This window comes from Micromonospora halophytica (assembly GCF_900090245.1).
Taxonomy (GTDB): Bacteria; Actinomycetota; Actinomycetes; order Mycobacteriales; family Micromonosporaceae; genus Micromonospora; species Micromonospora halophytica.
In genome coordinates this window covers 50,651-65,977 of sequence record NZ_FMDN01000008.1, presented here as the reverse complement: position 1 = coordinate 65,977, position 15,327 = coordinate 50,651, and the positions used below count along the sequence as shown (strand labels likewise).

General features: G+C 75.1%; 16 protein-coding genes. 9 read left to right on the top strand and 7 right to left on the bottom strand.

Features of this window, described 5'->3' with window-relative positions; genetic code table 11:
• Positions 1-333, top strand: a 333-nt coding sequence (locus tag GA0070560_RS13715; RefSeq protein ID WP_281184131.1) for a transposase, incomplete at its 5' end; no start/stop codon positions are given.
• A gap of 21 nt (positions 334-354) precedes the next feature.
• Here GA0070560_RS13715 and mug read toward each other — a convergent pair.
• From mug to GA0070560_RS13685, 6 genes are all read right to left on the bottom strand, one after another.
• Positions 355-1,011 (bottom strand): G/U mismatch-specific DNA glycosylase, encoded by a 657-nt coding sequence (gene mug, locus GA0070560_RS13710; RefSeq protein ID WP_091295990.1) that lies wholly within the window; start codon positions 1,009-1,011, stop codon positions 355-357.
• 14 nt (positions 1,012-1,025) lie between these two features.
• Complete coding sequence (locus GA0070560_RS13705; protein ID WP_091295985.1) at positions 1,026-1,787, bottom strand: SDR family oxidoreductase; 762 nt, start codon at positions 1,785-1,787, stop codon at positions 1,026-1,028.
• A gap of 48 nt (positions 1,788-1,835) precedes the next feature.
• Positions 1,836-2,336 carry an SCO6045 C-terminal-like domain-containing protein gene (locus GA0070560_RS13700; RefSeq protein WP_091295981.1) on the bottom strand — a complete coding sequence of 167 codons (501 nt, stop codon included), beginning with the start codon at positions 2,334-2,336 and terminating at the stop codon, positions 1,836-1,838.
• The gene (locus GA0070560_RS13695; RefSeq protein WP_091296499.1) at positions 2,333-3,145 is read right to left on the bottom strand and encodes an MbnB/TglH/ChrH family RiPP precursor modification enzyme; all 813 of its coding nucleotides are present in this window, start codon (positions 3,143-3,145) and stop codon (positions 2,333-2,335) included. The genes GA0070560_RS13700 and GA0070560_RS13695 overlap by 4 nt, the downstream gene beginning before the upstream one ends.
• The gene (locus GA0070560_RS13690; protein ID WP_091295977.1) at positions 3,142-4,056 is read right to left on the bottom strand and encodes a TIGR04222 domain-containing membrane protein; all 915 of its coding nucleotides are present in this window, start codon (positions 4,054-4,056) and stop codon (positions 3,142-3,144) included. Before GA0070560_RS13690 ends, GA0070560_RS13695 begins: the two co-directional genes overlap by 4 nt.
• Positions 4,057-4,152: 96 nt before the next feature.
• Complete coding sequence (locus GA0070560_RS13685) at positions 4,153-4,725, bottom strand: TetR/AcrR family transcriptional regulator (RefSeq protein ID WP_088975104.1); 573 nt, start codon at positions 4,723-4,725, stop codon at positions 4,153-4,155.
• Between the two features lie 105 nt (positions 4,726-4,830).
• Here GA0070560_RS13685 and GA0070560_RS13680 point away from each other — a divergent pair, with 105 nt between their 5' ends.
• The 3 genes from GA0070560_RS13680 (at position 4,831) to GA0070560_RS13670 (ending at position 7,541) form a co-directional block, all read left to right on the top strand.
• Positions 4,831-5,703, top strand: a complete 873-nt coding sequence (locus tag GA0070560_RS13680; protein ID WP_091295973.1) for a carbon-nitrogen hydrolase family protein — start codon at positions 4,831-4,833, stop codon at positions 5,701-5,703.
• A 61-nt stretch (positions 5,704-5,764) separates the two neighbouring features.
• Entirely contained in the window at positions 5,765-6,409 is a 645-nt protein-coding gene (locus tag GA0070560_RS13675; RefSeq protein ID WP_091295969.1) for an HAD family hydrolase, read from the top strand.
• Between the two features lie 202 nt (positions 6,410-6,611).
• Positions 6,612-7,541, top strand: a complete 930-nt coding sequence (locus GA0070560_RS13670; RefSeq protein ID WP_091295965.1) for a serine protein kinase RIO — start codon at positions 6,612-6,614, stop codon at positions 7,539-7,541.
• A gap of 51 nt (positions 7,542-7,592) precedes the next feature.
• On the opposite strand, the gene GA0070560_RS13665 is transcribed toward GA0070560_RS13670, so the two are convergent.
• Positions 7,593-7,841, bottom strand: a complete 249-nt coding sequence (locus GA0070560_RS13665) for a DUF2630 family protein (RefSeq protein ID WP_088975100.1) — start codon at positions 7,839-7,841, stop codon at positions 7,593-7,595.
• 469 nt (positions 7,842-8,310) lie between these two features.
• On the opposite strand from GA0070560_RS13665, the gene GA0070560_RS13660 reads away from it, so the two are divergent.
• From GA0070560_RS13660 to GA0070560_RS13640, 5 genes are all read left to right on the top strand, one after another.
• Positions 8,311-9,693, top strand: coding sequence for a cytochrome P450 (locus GA0070560_RS13660; RefSeq protein ID WP_091295963.1), 1,383 nt, complete (start codon positions 8,311-8,313; stop codon positions 9,691-9,693).
• 5 nt (positions 9,694-9,698) lie between these two features.
• Positions 9,699-10,598, top strand: a complete 900-nt coding sequence (locus tag GA0070560_RS13655) for a terpene synthase family protein (RefSeq protein ID WP_245675509.1) — start codon at positions 9,699-9,701, stop codon at positions 10,596-10,598.
• Positions 10,595-12,196 (top strand): prenyltransferase/squalene oxidase repeat-containing protein, encoded by a 1,602-nt coding sequence (locus GA0070560_RS13650; protein WP_091295957.1) that lies wholly within the window; start codon positions 10,595-10,597, stop codon positions 12,194-12,196. The genes GA0070560_RS13655 and GA0070560_RS13650 overlap by 4 nt, the downstream gene beginning before the upstream one ends.
• A gap of 88 nt (positions 12,197-12,284) precedes the next feature.
• On the top strand, positions 12,285-14,813 hold the full coding sequence (locus GA0070560_RS13645; protein ID WP_091295954.1) for a sensor histidine kinase: 2,529 nt from the start codon (positions 12,285-12,287) through the stop codon (positions 14,811-14,813).
• An 87-nt stretch (positions 14,814-14,900) separates the two neighbouring features.
• Complete coding sequence (locus GA0070560_RS13640) at positions 14,901-15,323, top strand: roadblock/LC7 domain-containing protein (protein WP_091295951.1); 423 nt, start codon at positions 14,901-14,903, stop codon at positions 15,321-15,323.
• Positions 15,324-15,327 lie beyond the last annotated feature (4 nt).

The following is a 15,327-nucleotide window of genomic DNA, read 5'->3' as shown; positions in this document are numbered from 1 at the left end:
CACCCAGGCATCCTGCTGATCTCGGACAAGGGCTTCGCGTCCAAGGCATTCGAGCGGAACCTGGCCGAGCAGGGCATCGAACTGCTACGGCCGTCACGCAAGAAGGAGAAAACCCGTTACGGCGAGGCGACGCTCAAGAAGGTCCGCCAGCTCATCGAGTCAGTCAACGACACCCTCAAGGGCCAGCTTGACCTGGAGGAACACGGCGGCCGTACCTTCGCCGGCGTTGCCGTGCGGGTGGCTCAACGTCTCCTGGCCATGGCCGCCGCGATCTGGCACAACAACAAGACCAACGCACCCGTCACCCGATCACTGATCGCCTACGACCACTGACCGGACTTCGGAACAACTCGTCTAGCCGGCGACCACCGCGCGCAGTTCGCCGAAGGCGGCGCCGAGCGTCTCGGCGGTGAAGTGGGCGTTCAGCCCGCTCGGGTTGGGCAGCACCCAGAGCCGGGCGCCGGCCAGCCGCTCCGGTCGGGGGCCGAAGCCGGCCTTCGGCCGGGCGAAGCCGATCCGGTACGCGGTCACCCCGACCACCGCCACCCAGGCCGGCCGGTACCGCTCCACCTTGCCGGCCAGGACCTCCGCGCCGGCCACCAGCTCGGCGGCGGTCAGGTCGTCGGCGCGGGCGCTGGCCCGGGCCACCATGTTGGTGATGCCCAGCCCCAGGCGGGGCAGCTCGTCCTGCTCACTGGGGTGCAGCTGGCGCGGGGTGAACCCGGCCCGGTGCAGGGCCGGCCAGAAGCGGTTGCCCGGCCGGGCGAAGTGCCAGCCGGTCGCGGCCGACCACAAACCCGGGTTGATGCCGACGAAGACCACGTCCAGCCCGCCGGCGATGACGTCCGGGATGGTCCGGTCCGCCGCCGCGGCCAGCTCCTCCTTCGTCGGACGCGGGTGCCGTCCGCCGCCGGCGGCCCGTCCCCGTCCGTCGGCGGTGTGCCCGAGGTCGTCGGCGGGGTGCCCACGGCCGCCGGTGGCCGGGCCCGCGTTCCGTCCCCCGGCGGGCATACGGCGGGGCGGCGTCACAGGCCGCGCAGCGCGCCGCCGTCGACCGGCACGGTCACTCCGGTGACGTAGCCCGCTGCGGGGGAGAGCAGGAACGCGGCGACCCGGCCGAACTCGGCAGGGTCGCCGATGCGGCGCAGTGGGATGCCGGCCTCCGCCTCGGCCCGGGCTGCCTCCACGTCGCCCGTGGCGGCGAGGAGTTCGCGGTTGCGGTCGGTCATGATCCGTCCGGGCAGCAGGCCGAGCACCCGTACGCCCCGGGGCCCGTACTCGTCGGCCATGTCCTTGGCCACCCCGGCCAGGCCGGGCCGCAGGCCGTTGGAGATGCCGAGGCCGGGCACCGGGCTGCGTGCCGAGGTGGACAGCACCAGCCCGATCGCGCCGCCGTCGGTGAGCGCGGCGGCGACCGTACGGGCCATCCGCACGCTGCCCAGGAAGACCGTCTCGAAGGACTGCCGCCACTGCTCGTCGTCGACCCGGGCGGCGGTGCCCGGGGGCGGCCCGCCGACCGAGACCAGTGCGCCGTCCAGCCGGCCGAAGTGCTCCCGGGCCGCGGTGACCAGTCGTTGCGGGGTGGCCGGGTCGGCCAGGTCGGCGGTGAGCCCGATGGCGTGCTCCGGGCCGCCCAGCCGCGCCACCGCCTCGGCGACCCGCTCCGGCGCCCGCGCGGAGACGACCACCCGGGCACCGTCGGCGACGAGGCACTGCGCGGTGGCGAAGCCCAGCCCGCGAGAGGCGCCGGTCAGCACGTACACCTGATCGGTGAGTCCGAGATCCATGCGGTCGATCCTGCCGTACCCGCGTACCGGTCGCACCCGGCGGTGGGCTCAGCGGCGGGCCGGGCGCAGCAGGCGTACCCGGCCGGCGAGCTGGACGGCGACGGCGCCGCCGGCGCGGGCGACGGCCGGCAGCCGACGGGGCCGCGGCGTGTCGAGGCCGTCGTAGCGGGTGGCCGCCTCGCGTGCCGCCAGCTCCTCGGCGCCGAGCGGGGGCAGGGCGCCCCCCACACGCAGGGCGCGGGCCAGGTCCCAGCCGTCGCGCAGCGACCCGTTGGTCGGCCGGTGCGCCGCCCAGTCACGGAAGGTCTCCCACCAGGCGTCACCGAGGCCGGCGGCGAGCAGCGGCCAGTGCCGCGCGACGTCGCCGGCCCGCTTGCGCAGCAGCGCGGCCCGGGCCGCGTCCACCGGGGCGGTGGCGAAGCCGGGCGGGGTGGGCGCGCCGGCGACCAGGGCCGCCACCAGCGCGGCCTGCCGGGCGGCCAGGTCACCCGACGACGCCACCGCTCGCGGTACGGACGACGCCTCGGTCGGCGGCCCGGCCCCGGTCATGTGACCACCGGGTATCCGGAGGTGGCGGCCAGGGCGTCCAGTTCGGCCCGCAGCTCCGCCGCGGGCGGGTAGCGGCCGTCGCGTTCCAGCAGCAGCGCCGGCGGCCGGTGCCGGGCGCAGAGCGCGCCGACCAGGTCGAGCACCTCCGGCGGCACGGGATCGGTGTGCGTGTCGTGGTAGAAGCCGCCCCGCTCGGCGCCGCCGGCCACGTGGACGTACGCGACCCGGTCCAGCGGCAGGCGGTCCAGCAGGGCGAGCGGGTCGCCGCCCCGGTTGCGGGCGTTGGCGTGCACGTTGGCGACGTCGAGCAGCAACGTCGCCCCGGTGGCGTCGAGGATCTCGGTGAGGAAGTCCGCCTCGTCCAGTTCGTCGTCGGGCCAGTCGAAGAGGGCGGCGATCGGCTCCAGGGCCAGCGGCACCGGCAGCTCGGCCTGCGCGCGCCGGACGTTGGCCGCCACCGCGGCCACCGCCTCCCGGCTGCGCGGCAGGGGCAGCAGGTGGCCGGCCTCCAGACCGCCGGCCCGGACGAACGCGATGTGCTCGCTGACCAGCGGCGCCCCGACCAGCTCCGCCACCCGCGCCAGGTGGGCCACCCGGGCCGGGTCGACCGGCTCCGCGCCGCCGAGGGAGAGCCGCACCCCGTGCGGCACGACGGTGACCCCGCGCGCCCGCAGCTCGGCGAGGCCCGGCGGCAGCTCGCCGTGCACCGACTCGGCGACCACCTCGACGAAGCGCAGCCCGGGCAGCTCGGCGACGAAACCGGCGATCTCCGGCCGCCAGCCGATGCCCACGCCGCTCGGGCCGGTCACCCGCCGCACCCGCCGCCGCAGCCGCCACCACCCCCGCAGGAGCTGCCGCCGCTGCACGAGCTGCCGCCCCCGCAGGAACTGCCGCTGGAACTGCCCGCCCCGCCGCCGGAGCTGAGCGCCTGCCGCTGGATCTCGGCCTGTTCGGCGAAGCCCGGGTCCAGGCTCCAGAGCGAGACGGTGCCGAACAGGGCGACGCCCATCGCCGCTCCGGCCGCGCCGTAGGTGGCGTACGCCGGCGCGGAGGCAGGGGCGAGGTGGGTGTGGCGTCGGCGCAGCTCGCGCAGCGCGGCGTCGGCCGCCCGGGTACGCCACGGCACCCGGTTCAGCAGGATCGCCGTGACGGCCAGGGCGAGGAAGGCGACCAGCAGGAAGGCGATCGGCTTGCCCTGGGACAGCCCGGCGCCCATCCGTACCGCGCCGAGCACGAGCAGCCCGAGTACCGCCAGGGAGCCGTTGCGGGCGGTGCGGCGCTGCGCGGGGGAGAGCGCCAGGCCCTGTCGTTCGAGGCCCTCGCGCAGCTCGGTCAGGGCCCGGGCCACCCACTCGTCGCGGGTCAGTTCCCGGGCGTACAGGTTGCGCCGGGCCGCGTGGTGGATCGCCTGGTCCAGTGGGGTGACCCCGGCGGGCAGGGCGCTGCCGGTGGTGAGCCGCCGGTCGGGGCGTACGCCGACCGCGCCGCTGCCGCGCAGCCCGCCCAGCGAGGCCCAGACCGCGAGCTGGTTGCCGCCGTTGAGGTACGCCACCTGCTGCGGGCCGAGGACGTCGATCGTGCCGACCGACCGCCCGGCGACGACCCGGGACCGGTGCACGATCGCGCCGCCGACCACCACCACGGCGGCCAGCAGGTACAGGCCGAGGAAGACGGGACCGGAGATGCCCCAGGTGTCGCCCGGGGCGGCGAGGACGGTCATGGCTGCTCCTGTCGCGCGAGGGGATCGCGGCATCATTGTGGAGCAGCCCCGCCACGTCCCGACCGGCGCGGCGGCCCAGTTACCGAGCCGAGACGCTCAGCGCCGGCGCACGGCCTCCTCGACCAGATCCAGCACCGGCCCCAGGTCGCCGGCCGGCCGCCCCATCGCCAGGTGCAACACCAGACCGTCGTACGCCAGCTCGAGGAACTGGGCCAGCACGTCGATCGGGACGTCCTCGCGGAGCACGCCCGCCTCCCGCTGGCGGACCAGTCGCTCCCGGGTCGCCTCGGCGATGGCGGCGGAGCGCTCGGCCCAGCGGCGGGCGAAGGCCGGGTCGGTGCGCAGCCGGCGGGAGACCTCCAGCTGGCTGCCCAGCCAGCCGGTGGTGTCCGGGGAGACCGCCCGGGCGAGCAGGTCCCGCATGACCTGGACCAGGCCGTTGCGGGCGACCGTCTCGACCATGGCCGCGGCGTCGTCCTCGGCCACGGCGAGGAAGAGCGAGTCCTTGTCCCGGAAGTGGTGGAAGATCGCGCCCCGGGACAGCCCGGTGGCCTCCTCCAGTCGGCGGACGGTGGCTCCCTCGTAGCCGTGCCGGGCGAAACAGGCCCGCGCCGCACCGAGGATCTCCTGCCGGCGGGCGTCGAGCTGGTCCTGACTTACTCTGGGCACAGGTCGATCGTTGCAGCTGACCCTCCGTTACGCAAACCGTACGTACGGCTTGGATTGCTCACGTCGTGGGACGGCGCTCCTCACCGATCCGGTTAGGATCGCCCGGTGACGACGCCCCCGGTCACCTCCACGCTCCTTCCTCCCGCCCCGCTGACCGTCGCCGCGGTGCAGGCCGATCCGACCCCCGGCGACCTGCCCGGCAACGCGGTGACCGCCGCCCGGCTGCTCGCCCGGGCCGCCGGGCAGGGCGCCCGGGTCGCCGTGCTGCCCGAGCTGTTCCTGCCGGCGTACCACCCGCCGACGCTGGCCGCGGACCCGGCCGGCACCGACGTGGCCGCCACCGGCGACGGCGCGGTCGACGACCCCCGGCTCGACCCGGTGCGGTCCGCCGCCCGCGACGGCCGGCTCACCGCGGTCGTCGGCGCGGCGGTCCGCCACCCCGACGGCCGCCGGACCATCTCCGCCCTGGTCGTCGACCCGACCGGCGCGGTCCGGGCCGGGTACGACAAGCAGCAGCTCTGGGGCGGCGAGCGGGACCTGTTCGACGCCGGCCGGCGGGGCGCGTCGCTGCTGGTCGACGGCTGGCGGCTCGGCCTCGGCATCTGCTACGACGGCTGCTTCCCCGAGCATGCCCGGGCCGCCGCGGTCGACGGCGCGCACGGCTACCTCTGCCCGAGCGGCTACCTGGCCGGCTCCGGGCACCGCCGCGACCTCTACTACGCCGCCCGGGCCCTGGACAACACCATGTACGTGGTCTTCGCCAATGCCGTCGACGGTGCCGAGCCGTGGCGGTTCAACGGCGGCGCGGCGGTCTACGACCCGCAGGGCCGTCCGCTGGCCCGGGGCGCCGACTCCGGTGAGGACGTGCTGGTCGCCACGCTCGATCCGGCGGTGCTGGCGGCCACCCGTTCCGCACACACGATGCTCGCCGACCGACCCGTCGACCAGGGCTTCCCCCGAACGGCGCTGCCGGCCTGACGGACGTCGACGGGGTGCTCGGCCCTGTCGACCGAGCCGCCCACTGCCGTAAGGTGCCCAAGTGCCGCTGCTCCTCCTCGACCTGGACAACACCCTGCTCGACCGGGCCGGGCCGTTCCGCGCGTGGGGTGAGCGCTTCCTGGCCGAGATCGGCGCGCCCGGCACCGACATCGACTGGCTGGTCTCCATCGACGCCGACGGGCTCACCGACCGGTGGGACGTCGCCGACGCCATCCGCGACCGGTACGACCTGCGCATCCCCTCCATCGACCTGGTGGACGAACTGCGCGACGGGGTGGTGGCGAACACCCGCCTCGATCCGCTGGTCGCCTGCGCGCTGCGGATCGCCGACGACGCCGGCTGGGTGCCGGTGGTGGTCACCAACGGCTCGGTCCGGCAGGAGGACGCCAAGATCAGGGGGACCGGGCTGGACCGGTACGTCGCGGACTGGGTGATCTCCGAGGAGGCCGGGGTCAGCAAGCCCAACCCGCGGATCTTCGCGCTCGCCGCGCAACGGGCCCGGATGTCGCTGCGCGGGGCGTGGGTGGTGGGGGACGGCCCGGAGGCGGACATCGGCGGGGCCGCCGCCGTCGGTCTGCCCAGCGTCTGGCTGCACCGGGGACGCCGCTGGTCGGACGCCCGGTTCGCCCCGACCCGCACGGTGGACTCGCTGATCGCCGCCGTCTCCGTCGTGCTCGGCGGCTGAGCGTCCCGCGAGGCCCGCGCGGCCGTGGGGCGACGGAGGGCCGTAATTCGGTTGACCCAGGCTCGGCGTAGCCACCAGCATGAGGGCCGCGCGAGCGCGCAACCGGGGTGTGCCCGGTCGAGGAGAGGGGGTCGGTCATGGCCGTCTTCGCAGGGTCGTACCACCTGCCTCCATCAGCCTCGATCAAGGGATCACCAGCTCAGTGCGTGAAAACGACCTCCCGGCGCCGCAGCGCCGTGGCCGCGGCAAGAGCCGCTTCGACGACGACGAACCGCTGTACCTGAGGCGCGGCCGGCCCGACGGCCCCGCCCTCGCCGAACCCGACGACGAGCCCGACTCCGGGGACCGCTGGTCCTCCTGGGACGAGGCCGTGCACGGGCCCGAACCCCACCCGGACTGGCTGGTCACCGAGCTGGCCGCCCGGGACACCGAACTCGGCGTGCTCAAGACCGGCAAGGAGGCGGACGTCCACCTCGTCCGCCGGACCGTGCCGGAGACCGGGCGCTCCTGCCTGCTGGCCGTCAAGCGCTACCGGGACGCCCAGCACCGGCTCTTCCACCGCGACGCCGGCTACCTGGAAGGACGCCGGGTCCGTCGCTCCCGGGAGAACCGGGCGATGGCCGGGCGGACCGCCTTCGGGCGGCAGATGATCGCCGGGCAGTGGGCGGCGGCCGAGTTCGCCGCGCTGTCCCGGCTCTGGGAGATCGGCGCCGCCACCGGCCGGATCGCCGTGCCGTACCCGGTCCAGCTCATCGGCACCGAGCTGATGCTGGAGTTCGTCGGCGACCCCGACGAGGGTGCGGCGGCGCCCCGGCTGGCCCAGCTGCGTCCCGAGGGCGCCGAGCTGCGCTCGCTGTGGGAGCAACTGGTCGACGCCCTGGTCGTGCTGGCCCGGGCCGGGTACGCCCACGGTGACCTGTCGCCGTACAACCTGCTGGTGCACCGGGGCCGGCTCGTCATGATCGACCTGCCGCAGGTGGTCGACGTGGTGGCCAACCCGCAGGGGCCGGAGTTCCTGGCCCGGGACGTGCGGGTGGTGGGTGCCTGGTTCGCCGCACGAGGGCTGCCGCCCGACGGGGCCGACCCGGCCGAGCTGACCGGGCTGCTGCTGCGCGAGGCGGGCATCCGCTGAGCCGACGCCCCGGGCGGTCCACCGACCGCCCGGGGCGCGTCCGAACCGCGGCTACTGCAGGTAGCGCTCCACCTCCGACAGCGGACGCTCGCCCTGGGCGTCCGGGTCGCCGTGCGCCTGGCGGGCTGCCCGCCGGCGGCGCAGCAGGTCCCAGCACTGGTCCAGCGACTCCTCCAACGCGCGCAGCCGCTCTCGGGCCTCGTCGTCGGTGCCGGTCTCGTGCTCCTGCGCCGCCGAGCGCAGCCGGTGCTCCTCGTCGACGAGTTCCGAGATCCGGTTCAGGATGGTCTTGTCGTCCATGCCCCTGAGCCTGGCACAGGGTGACCGGGCGCGCCCGGATTCGCCCGACCGCCGTCGTGGGGGCACCGGCCGGGTCCTGCTCGCCGAGGCCGGCAACGCCGCCCCGGTCCCGGTGCCGAGATCGCGTACGCGAAGGTCGTGGCGAGCACCGCTCGCCGGCCCGGGCCTGCGGTAGGGGTACCCGGCCCATGACGCCGGCAACACGGCGATGGTCGGCATCAACCGAGGTTCAGGCTGTCGGCCGGTCGGGGGTGGGTGGCGCTACCAGCGGATTCTCTTGCGCAGACCGTGCTGCCCCGTAGTCCATAGTGGACGTTTGGTGGGTTGGTGTGAAATTTTCTCCCACCGGGATGTCTGGAGAAAGTGCCTGTATCGATGGCATGCTTCCCGGGACCGTCACGCGCGATGACCACGGGGGTACGCAGCGCAGTGCGGCGTTCGAGCGGAGGAGGACCCGTGCAGGTGAGCTGTGGCTGACCCGACCGCCCCCGTGCTCCGCCCGCCGTACGTCGCGTCCCTGCGGCGTACCCTGCCCGGGCTGCTCCGCGACCCACTGGGCACCCTGGTCGCGCTCGCCGACGCGGCGCCCGAGCAGGTCGTCCGGCTCAACCTGGGCACCATCCGCCCGTACCTGGTGGCCGAGCCGGCGCATGTGCAGCACGTCCTGCGGGACAACGCCGCCAACTACACCCGCGCCGGCGACAGCATGATGTGGAAGTCGGTGCGCAAGCTCGCCGGCGACGGGATCCTCTCCGAGGGGCCGCAGTGGGAGGCGAGCCGGCGGCGGCTCCAGCCGCACTTCACCGCCAAGCGGATCGACGCGGTGGTGGACGACCTGAGCCGGGCGATCAGCGAGGCCGTCGACGAACTGGCCGCCCCGGCCCGCGACGGCGCGCCGGTCGACGCCGCCAGCGAGATCTCCCGGATCATCTGCCAGGCCGTCATCCGGGTCTTCTTCGGCGACAAGATCTCCGTCGCCGACGGTGTGCGGGTGGTCGCCGAGCAGGACACCGTCGCCACCGCGCTGCGGTTCCGGCTGCTCGCCCCCTTCCTGCCCGACGCGGTCCCGATGCCCGGCGACCGGGCGTTCCGCCGGGCGGTGCGCAACATCGACGACATCCTGCTCCCGCTGGTCCGCGCCGAGCGCGCCGGCGGCACCGGCGGGGACGACATCCTCGCCACGCTGGCCCGGGCCCGCGACGCGCACGGCAACAAGCTGGACGAGCAGCGGGTCCGCGACGACCTGGTGTCCATCTTCGCCACCACCACCGAGACCACCTACGTGGTGCTCACCTGGCTCTTCCCCCTGCTGGAGCAGTTGCCCGACGTCGCCGCCCGGCTCTACGAGGAGATCGACCGGGTGGTCGACCCCGGCGACGTGATCAGCCGGGAACAGCTCGGCCAGCTCCGCTACACCCGGATGGTGCTCGACGAGCTGATCCGGGCGTACCCGTCCGGCTGGCTGGTGCCGCGCACGGCGGTCGCCGACGACGTCATCGGCGGCACCCGGATCTCCGCCGGCGCGACGATCGTTCTCAGCCCGTACGTCACCCAACGGCTGGCCCGCTTCTGGGACCGTCCGGAGGTCTTCGATCCGGAGCGGTTCGCCCCCGAGCGGCCCCGGCGTGCCCACCGGTACGCCTACTACCCGTTCGGCGGCGGCGCCCACCAGTGCATCGGCCAGTACCTGTTCCAGCTGGAGGCGCCGCTGATCGTGGCGACGCTGTTCAGCCGCTTCCGGTACCGGCTCTGCGAGCCCGGGATGCCCCACCCGCAGCTCGCCGCGTCACTGCGCCCCCGGGAGCGGGTGCCGCTGATGCTCACCCCGCACCGGCAGCCGGCCCTGGCCTGACCGCCGTGGCAACTGTCGTGACGGCCACCGACGAACTGGCCGAGGCCGCCGAGCACGGACGGGTCTGCGCCCTGGCCGCACAGGGGCAGCGGGACCTGCAACGCTGCCTGGCCGCCCACCCGGACCTCTTCGCCGCCGGCCCCTTCGACGGGGCGCTGGCCAGCAGCATCGCCCTCGCCATCGCGTTCAGCGCGCCCTGGTGCGATCCGGCGGAACTGCGGCTGACCAACCGGGCGGTGCTCTGGGGGTTCGCGCTCGACTGGCAGGTGGACCATCAGACCTCCGCGGCCGCCGACCTCGACCTGCTGGTGCGCCGGCAGGTCGAGGTCGCCGACGGCGGGCCGGCTGACGCCGACGACCCGCTGGGCCGGTTCCTCGCCGGTCTGCGCGGTGACCTGGCCGCCGTGCCGGCCTTCGCCACGCTGGGCGGGGCCTGGCGGGAGGCGGTACGCCGGACCTGCGCGGCGATGCGGCGGGAGTGGCACTGGCGGGCCGCTGCCCGGGCCGGCGCGCCGCTGCCCGGTCTCGCCGACTACCTGGCCAACGCCGACAACCTGGCCTGCACGGTGGTGAACGTGGCGCACTGGATCCGGGTCGGTGGGGCCGACGCCCACGCCCGCCTCGACCGGCTGGTCGCCGCCAGCGACGCCGTGCAGCGCGCCCTGCGGCTCGTCAACGACCTGGCCACCTGGGAACGGGACCAGCGTTGGGGCGACCTCAACGCCCTGCGACTGGTCGACGACCGGTCGGTGGTCGAAGGCGAGCTGACCGGCCTGGTCGCGCGGGCCACCGGCCTGCTCGACGACCTGCGCCCCGACTGCCCCCGGGAGGTCGCCTACCTGACCCGTCAGCTCGGCTACACCAGCGGCTTCTACCGGTCGACGGACTTCTGGGGCGTGGCGTGAGCACCGGCGCGCTGACCCGGGGCGCCGCCCCGCCGGAGGACGCCGGGCCGGCGGAGGCCGCCGCCGAGCTGGTCGCTGAGCTGATCGCCCGGCCCGCCGGCCGGACCTCGGTCTCGGCGTACGAGACGGGCCGGCTGGTGTCCCTCGCGCCCTGGCTGACCCGGCACGCCGAGCGGATCCGGCACCTGCTGGCCGCACAGCGGCCGGACGGGGGCTGGGGTGGCCCGGAAGGCTACGCCCTGGTGCCCACGCTCAGCGCGGTGGAAGGGCTGCTGGCCGTGCTCGACCGGGACGCGCCGGTCGGCTGGTCCGTCGACGGGGTGCGCCACGCCGTCGATCGGGCGTTGCGCCTGCTGCACGGCTCGGCCGGCCCCGCGGGGTACCCGATGCCGGACCTGCCGGCCGCCGACCTGGTCGTACCGGCGCTGGCGGAGCGGATCGGCGAACGGCTGACCGACCCGCCTGCGGGACTGGCCGGCTGGCGCGACGCCGGCCCGCCGCCGCTGCCCGCCGGCCTGGACCGGCGGCGGCTGGACCGGGTCCGGCTGCTGGCCGGGTCCGGTGCCGGCCTGCCGCCGAAGCTGGCGCATGCGCTGGAGGTGCTCGGGCCCGCCGCCCGCCGGCAGCCCGCCGTGGTCCCGACGACGGCGGGCCCGGTCGGCGCCTCCCCGGCCGCCACCGCGGCCTGGCTCGGCACCCCCGACGGCAGCCGACCGGCCACCCTGGACTACCTGCGCGCAGTGGTCGCCGAGCACGGTGGCCCGGTGCCGTGCGCCACCCCGATCACCATCTTCGAGCGGTCCTGGGTGCTCAGCACGCTGGCCCGGGCCGGGGTGCCGCTGGCCGTGCCGCCGGCCCTCGTCGCCGGCCTGCGCGACGCGCTCGGCCCGGACGGTGCCGCGACCGGGCCCGGCCTGCCCACCGACGCGGACACCACCGCCGTGACGGTGTACGCGCTGGCCCGGCTGGGCCGCCCGACCGACCCGTCGTGCCTGTCCCGGTACGACACCGGGGCGCACTTCTGCACCTGGCGAGGGGAGGACGGCGCGTCGGTGACCACCAACGCGCACGTGCTCGAGGCGCTCGGGTGGGGCACGGACCGGCCCGACCCGGCGGTGCTGCGCCGGCTCACTGGGTGGCTGCTCGACCAGCAGCGGGCCGACGGGTCGTGGACGGACCGTTGGCATGCCTCCCCCTACTACGCCACCTGCTGCGCGGTGCTCGCCCTGCACGACCACGGTGGCCCGGCGGCCCGGCCGGCGGTGCGGCGGGCGGTCGACTGGGTGCGCGACACCCAGCGCCCGGACGGCGGTTGGGGGCGGTGGCGCAGCACGGCCGAGGAGACCGCGTACGCCCTGCAGGTGCTGCTGGTCGGGCCCGGCGGCCCGACCGTCGGCCCGGTGGTGGCCGGAGCGGCCCGGCAGTTGTCCATTATGGACGACTCTCGTGACGATCCTCCACTCTGGCATGACAAGGATCTCTACCATCCGGAAACGATCGTCCGTGCCGCCGTGGTCGCTGCCACCAAGTTGGCAGGTGAGCGGTTACAGGGTCGCCCCTATAGCCCGGCCGGCCCCTGGTCTGCACTGCTTGAGTGAAGTTCCGGACACTGCTAGCGTGCGCCGGGGCCGGCTCGCGCTTTCGGCCATCCCGAAACGTGAATCAGGACCGGCGAGGGACGGTGTGATGGGTTCCCGCAGTGCAAGTCTGCGCACCAAGGTTGTGGCCCTGCTGCTCTCGCTGACCGCGCTCTGGGCGTTCGCCGCCTGGGTGACCCTGCGGGACGGTCTCAACGTCCTCGGTGTGCAGACCCTCGACGCCCAGGTCGCCGAGCCGAGTGAGTCGCTGCGCACCGAGTTGCAGCGGGAACGTCGGATGTCGCTGGCGTACCTGGGCCGTCCGAGCCAGCAGCAGGCCGAGCAGTTGCGGGCACAGCGGAAGCGCAGCGAGGCGCTGGCCGCCTCCTTCGCCGAGTCGGCCCGGAGCTGGCGGGCCCGGCTCGCCTCCAGCGACGAGCTGGGGCAGCGCATCGACGAGGTGGTCGCCGGCCTGGACGGCCTGGGCCCGGTCCGGGACTCGGTGGTCGCCCGCTCGGTGGACCGGGCCGGGGCGGCCGCGGCGTACACCGGGGTCCTGGACTCGCTGTTCCGGGTCTACGCCTCGCTCGGCAAGCTCGACGACGAGCAGATCGCCAAGGACACCGCCACCCTCACCCAGCTCGTCCGGGTCCGGGAGCTGATGTCCCAGGAGGACGCCCTCTTCGCCGGGGTCGCCGCGGCCGGCCGGATCAACGACAAGGAGTTCGCCCAGTTCGCCTACCTGGTCGGCGCGCAGCGGTTCCTGGCCCAGGAGGCGTTGGCCGAGCTGCCCGCCGCCGACCGGGACCGGTATCTCGCCATGACCGAGGGCGAGTCCTTCAGCCGGCTGCGGTCCCTGGAGGACCGGCTGATCCGCGAAGGCCAGCCCAACGCCCCGCTGCCGGTCGAGGCGGACGCCTGGCAGGCGGCCATCGACCCGGCCCTGAACGACCAGGAGGCCGCCGTGCTGGCCAGCGGTGACGCGCTGGTCGACCGGGCCACCCCGGTGGCGGTGTGGGTGATCATCCGGATGGTGCTCGCGGCCGGTCTGGGCCTGATCGCCGTCATCGCCTCGGTGGTCGTCTCGATCACCACCGCCCGCGCCCTGGTCCGGCAGCTCGAACGGCTCCGCGAGGCCGCCTTCAAGCTGGCCAACGAGCGACTGCCCGGGGTGGTGGAGCGGCTCGGTCGGGGCGAGCAGGTCGACGTCGCCAAGGAGGCCCCGCCCCTGGAGTTCGGCGACGACGAGATCGGCCAGGTGGGCAAGGCGTTCAACGTGGTGCAGGAGACCGCCGTGCGTACCGCGGTCGAGCAGGCCGAGCTGCGCCGCAACGTCCGTGAGGTCTTCCTCAGTCTGGCCCGGCGCACCCAGGCCCTGGTGCACCGCCAGCTCACCCTGCTCGACGCGATGGAGCGGCGCGAGCACGACGCCGAGGAGCTGGAGGACCTGTTCCGGGTCGACCACCTGGCCACCCGGATGCGGCGCAACGCCGAGAACCTGATCGTGCTCTCCGGATCGAGCCCGGGCCGTGCCTGGCGGCGCAACGTGCCCATGGTGGACGTGGTGCGCGGTGCGGTCGCCGAGGTCGAGGACTACACCCGGGTCAACGTGCTGCCGCTGGGCCCGGCCTCGCTGGCCGGGCGGGCGGTCGGTGACGTCATCCACCTGCTGGCCGAGCTGATCGAGAACGGGTTGACCTTCTCCCCGCCGCACACCTCGGTGGAGGTGCGTGGGCAACTGGTGGCCAACGGCTTCGCCATCGAGATCGAGGACCGCGGCCTCGGCATGACCGCGGAGGACCTGGCCGCCGCCAACCACCGCATCGTGGACCGTTCGGAGCTGAACCTGGCCAACGCCTCCCGGCTGGGCCTGTACGTGGTGAGCCGGCTGACCGAGCGGCACGGGGTCAAGGTGGGCCTCAAGGAGTCCGCGTACGGCGGCACCACCGCCGTCGTGCTGATCCCGGCCGCCCTGGTCGAGGCCGGTGAGGACCAGAGCACCTCCGGTGGCTTCCCGACCGGCGTCGGGCTCGACGCGGCGCGGGCCGGCGACGACGTGCCGACGCCGGCGGTCGACGTGCCCGCCGGGTCGCGGTCTACGCCCGCCGGGGGCGACGAGGAGCCGGCGGTGCTGCCGGTGCGGGCGCGTCGCGCCGCCACCTCCGAGCGTCCCACCCCGCCGGTGACCGAGTCGGGGCTGCCGACGAGGATCCGGACCCGGCCCGGGCAGGGCGCACTGACCGGGCCGACCGTGCCGATCGCCCTGCCGACCGTCCGGTCGTCCACCTCGGAGCCGGCGGCGCAGGACGGTGGCGGCGACCCGGTCACCCCGTCCGGCGACCCGGTCCCGGCCGCGCCGACGCCCCCCGTGGGCGCGGTGACCGATGCCGGCCTGCCGATGCGGGTACGGCAGGCGAGCATCGCGCCGGAGCTGCGGGCCGACCCGGCGGACACCGCCTCGGACGACGAGGCCGAGGAACAGGCGCCGCGGCCGCCGGAGCAGGTGCGGCGGATGATGAGTTCGTACCAGACGGGAACCCGGCGTGGCCGCACCGACGCCGCCCGACTCCTCGGTGGTCCCACCGCCGGGGCACGTGCCGGCAACGGGCCGGACACCGGGGACGGGCAGGCGACCTGACGGCGGCGCGGACGGCCGCGCCGGGCGCGACGGCGCACGGTGGTAATTGAGCAACGGCGACACCAGCCGGGGGAGAAGAGGACGCGAGTGGTGCAGAAGACGGCTTCGAGTGCCGACCTGACGTGGCTGCTGGACGATCTGGTCGGCCGGGTGAAGCAGGCCGAACACGCCGTGGCGCTCTCCTCCGACGGCCTGTTGATGGCCTCGTCGCAGGGGTTGAGCCGGGACGACGGCGAGCACCTGGCGGCGATGGCGGCCGGCATCCAGAGCCTGGCCCGGGGCGCGGGCAAGCGGTTCGGCGGTGGGCAGGTCCAGCAGACCATCATCGAGATGCAGTCGTCGTTCCTGTTCGTCACAGCGGCCGGGCGTAACGCCTGCCTGGCGGTGCTCGCCTCGGAGGACGCGGACGTCGGCCTGATCGCGTACGAGATGGCGATGCTGGTGACCCGGGTGGGCAAGTTCGTCGCGTCACCGACCCGAGGGATCGACCAGCCGGCCGGCGGGAAGTAACGGC

Coding starts and splice junctions, on each gene's coding strand:
- mug (WP_091295990.1), bottom strand. CDS start 1,011: ATGCCCGCCGGGGGACGGAACGCGGGCCCGGCCACCGGCGGCCGTGGG.
- GA0070560_RS13705 (WP_091295985.1), bottom strand. CDS start 1,787: ATGGATCTCGGACTCACCGATCAGGTGTACGTGCTGACCGGCGCCTCT.
- GA0070560_RS13700 (WP_091295981.1), bottom strand. CDS start 2,336: ATGACCGGGGCCGGGCCGCCGACCGAGGCGTCGTCCGTACCGCGAGCG.
- GA0070560_RS13690 (WP_091295977.1), bottom strand. CDS start 4,056: ATGACCGTCCTCGCCGCCCCGGGCGACACCTGGGGCATCTCCGGTCCC.
- GA0070560_RS13665 (WP_088975100.1), bottom strand. CDS start 7,841: ATGGACGACAAGACCATCCTGAACCGGATCTCGGAACTCGTCGACGAG.
- GA0070560_RS13645 (WP_091295954.1), top strand. CDS start 12,285: ATGGGTTCCCGCAGTGCAAGTCTGCGCACCAAGGTTGTGGCCCTGCTG.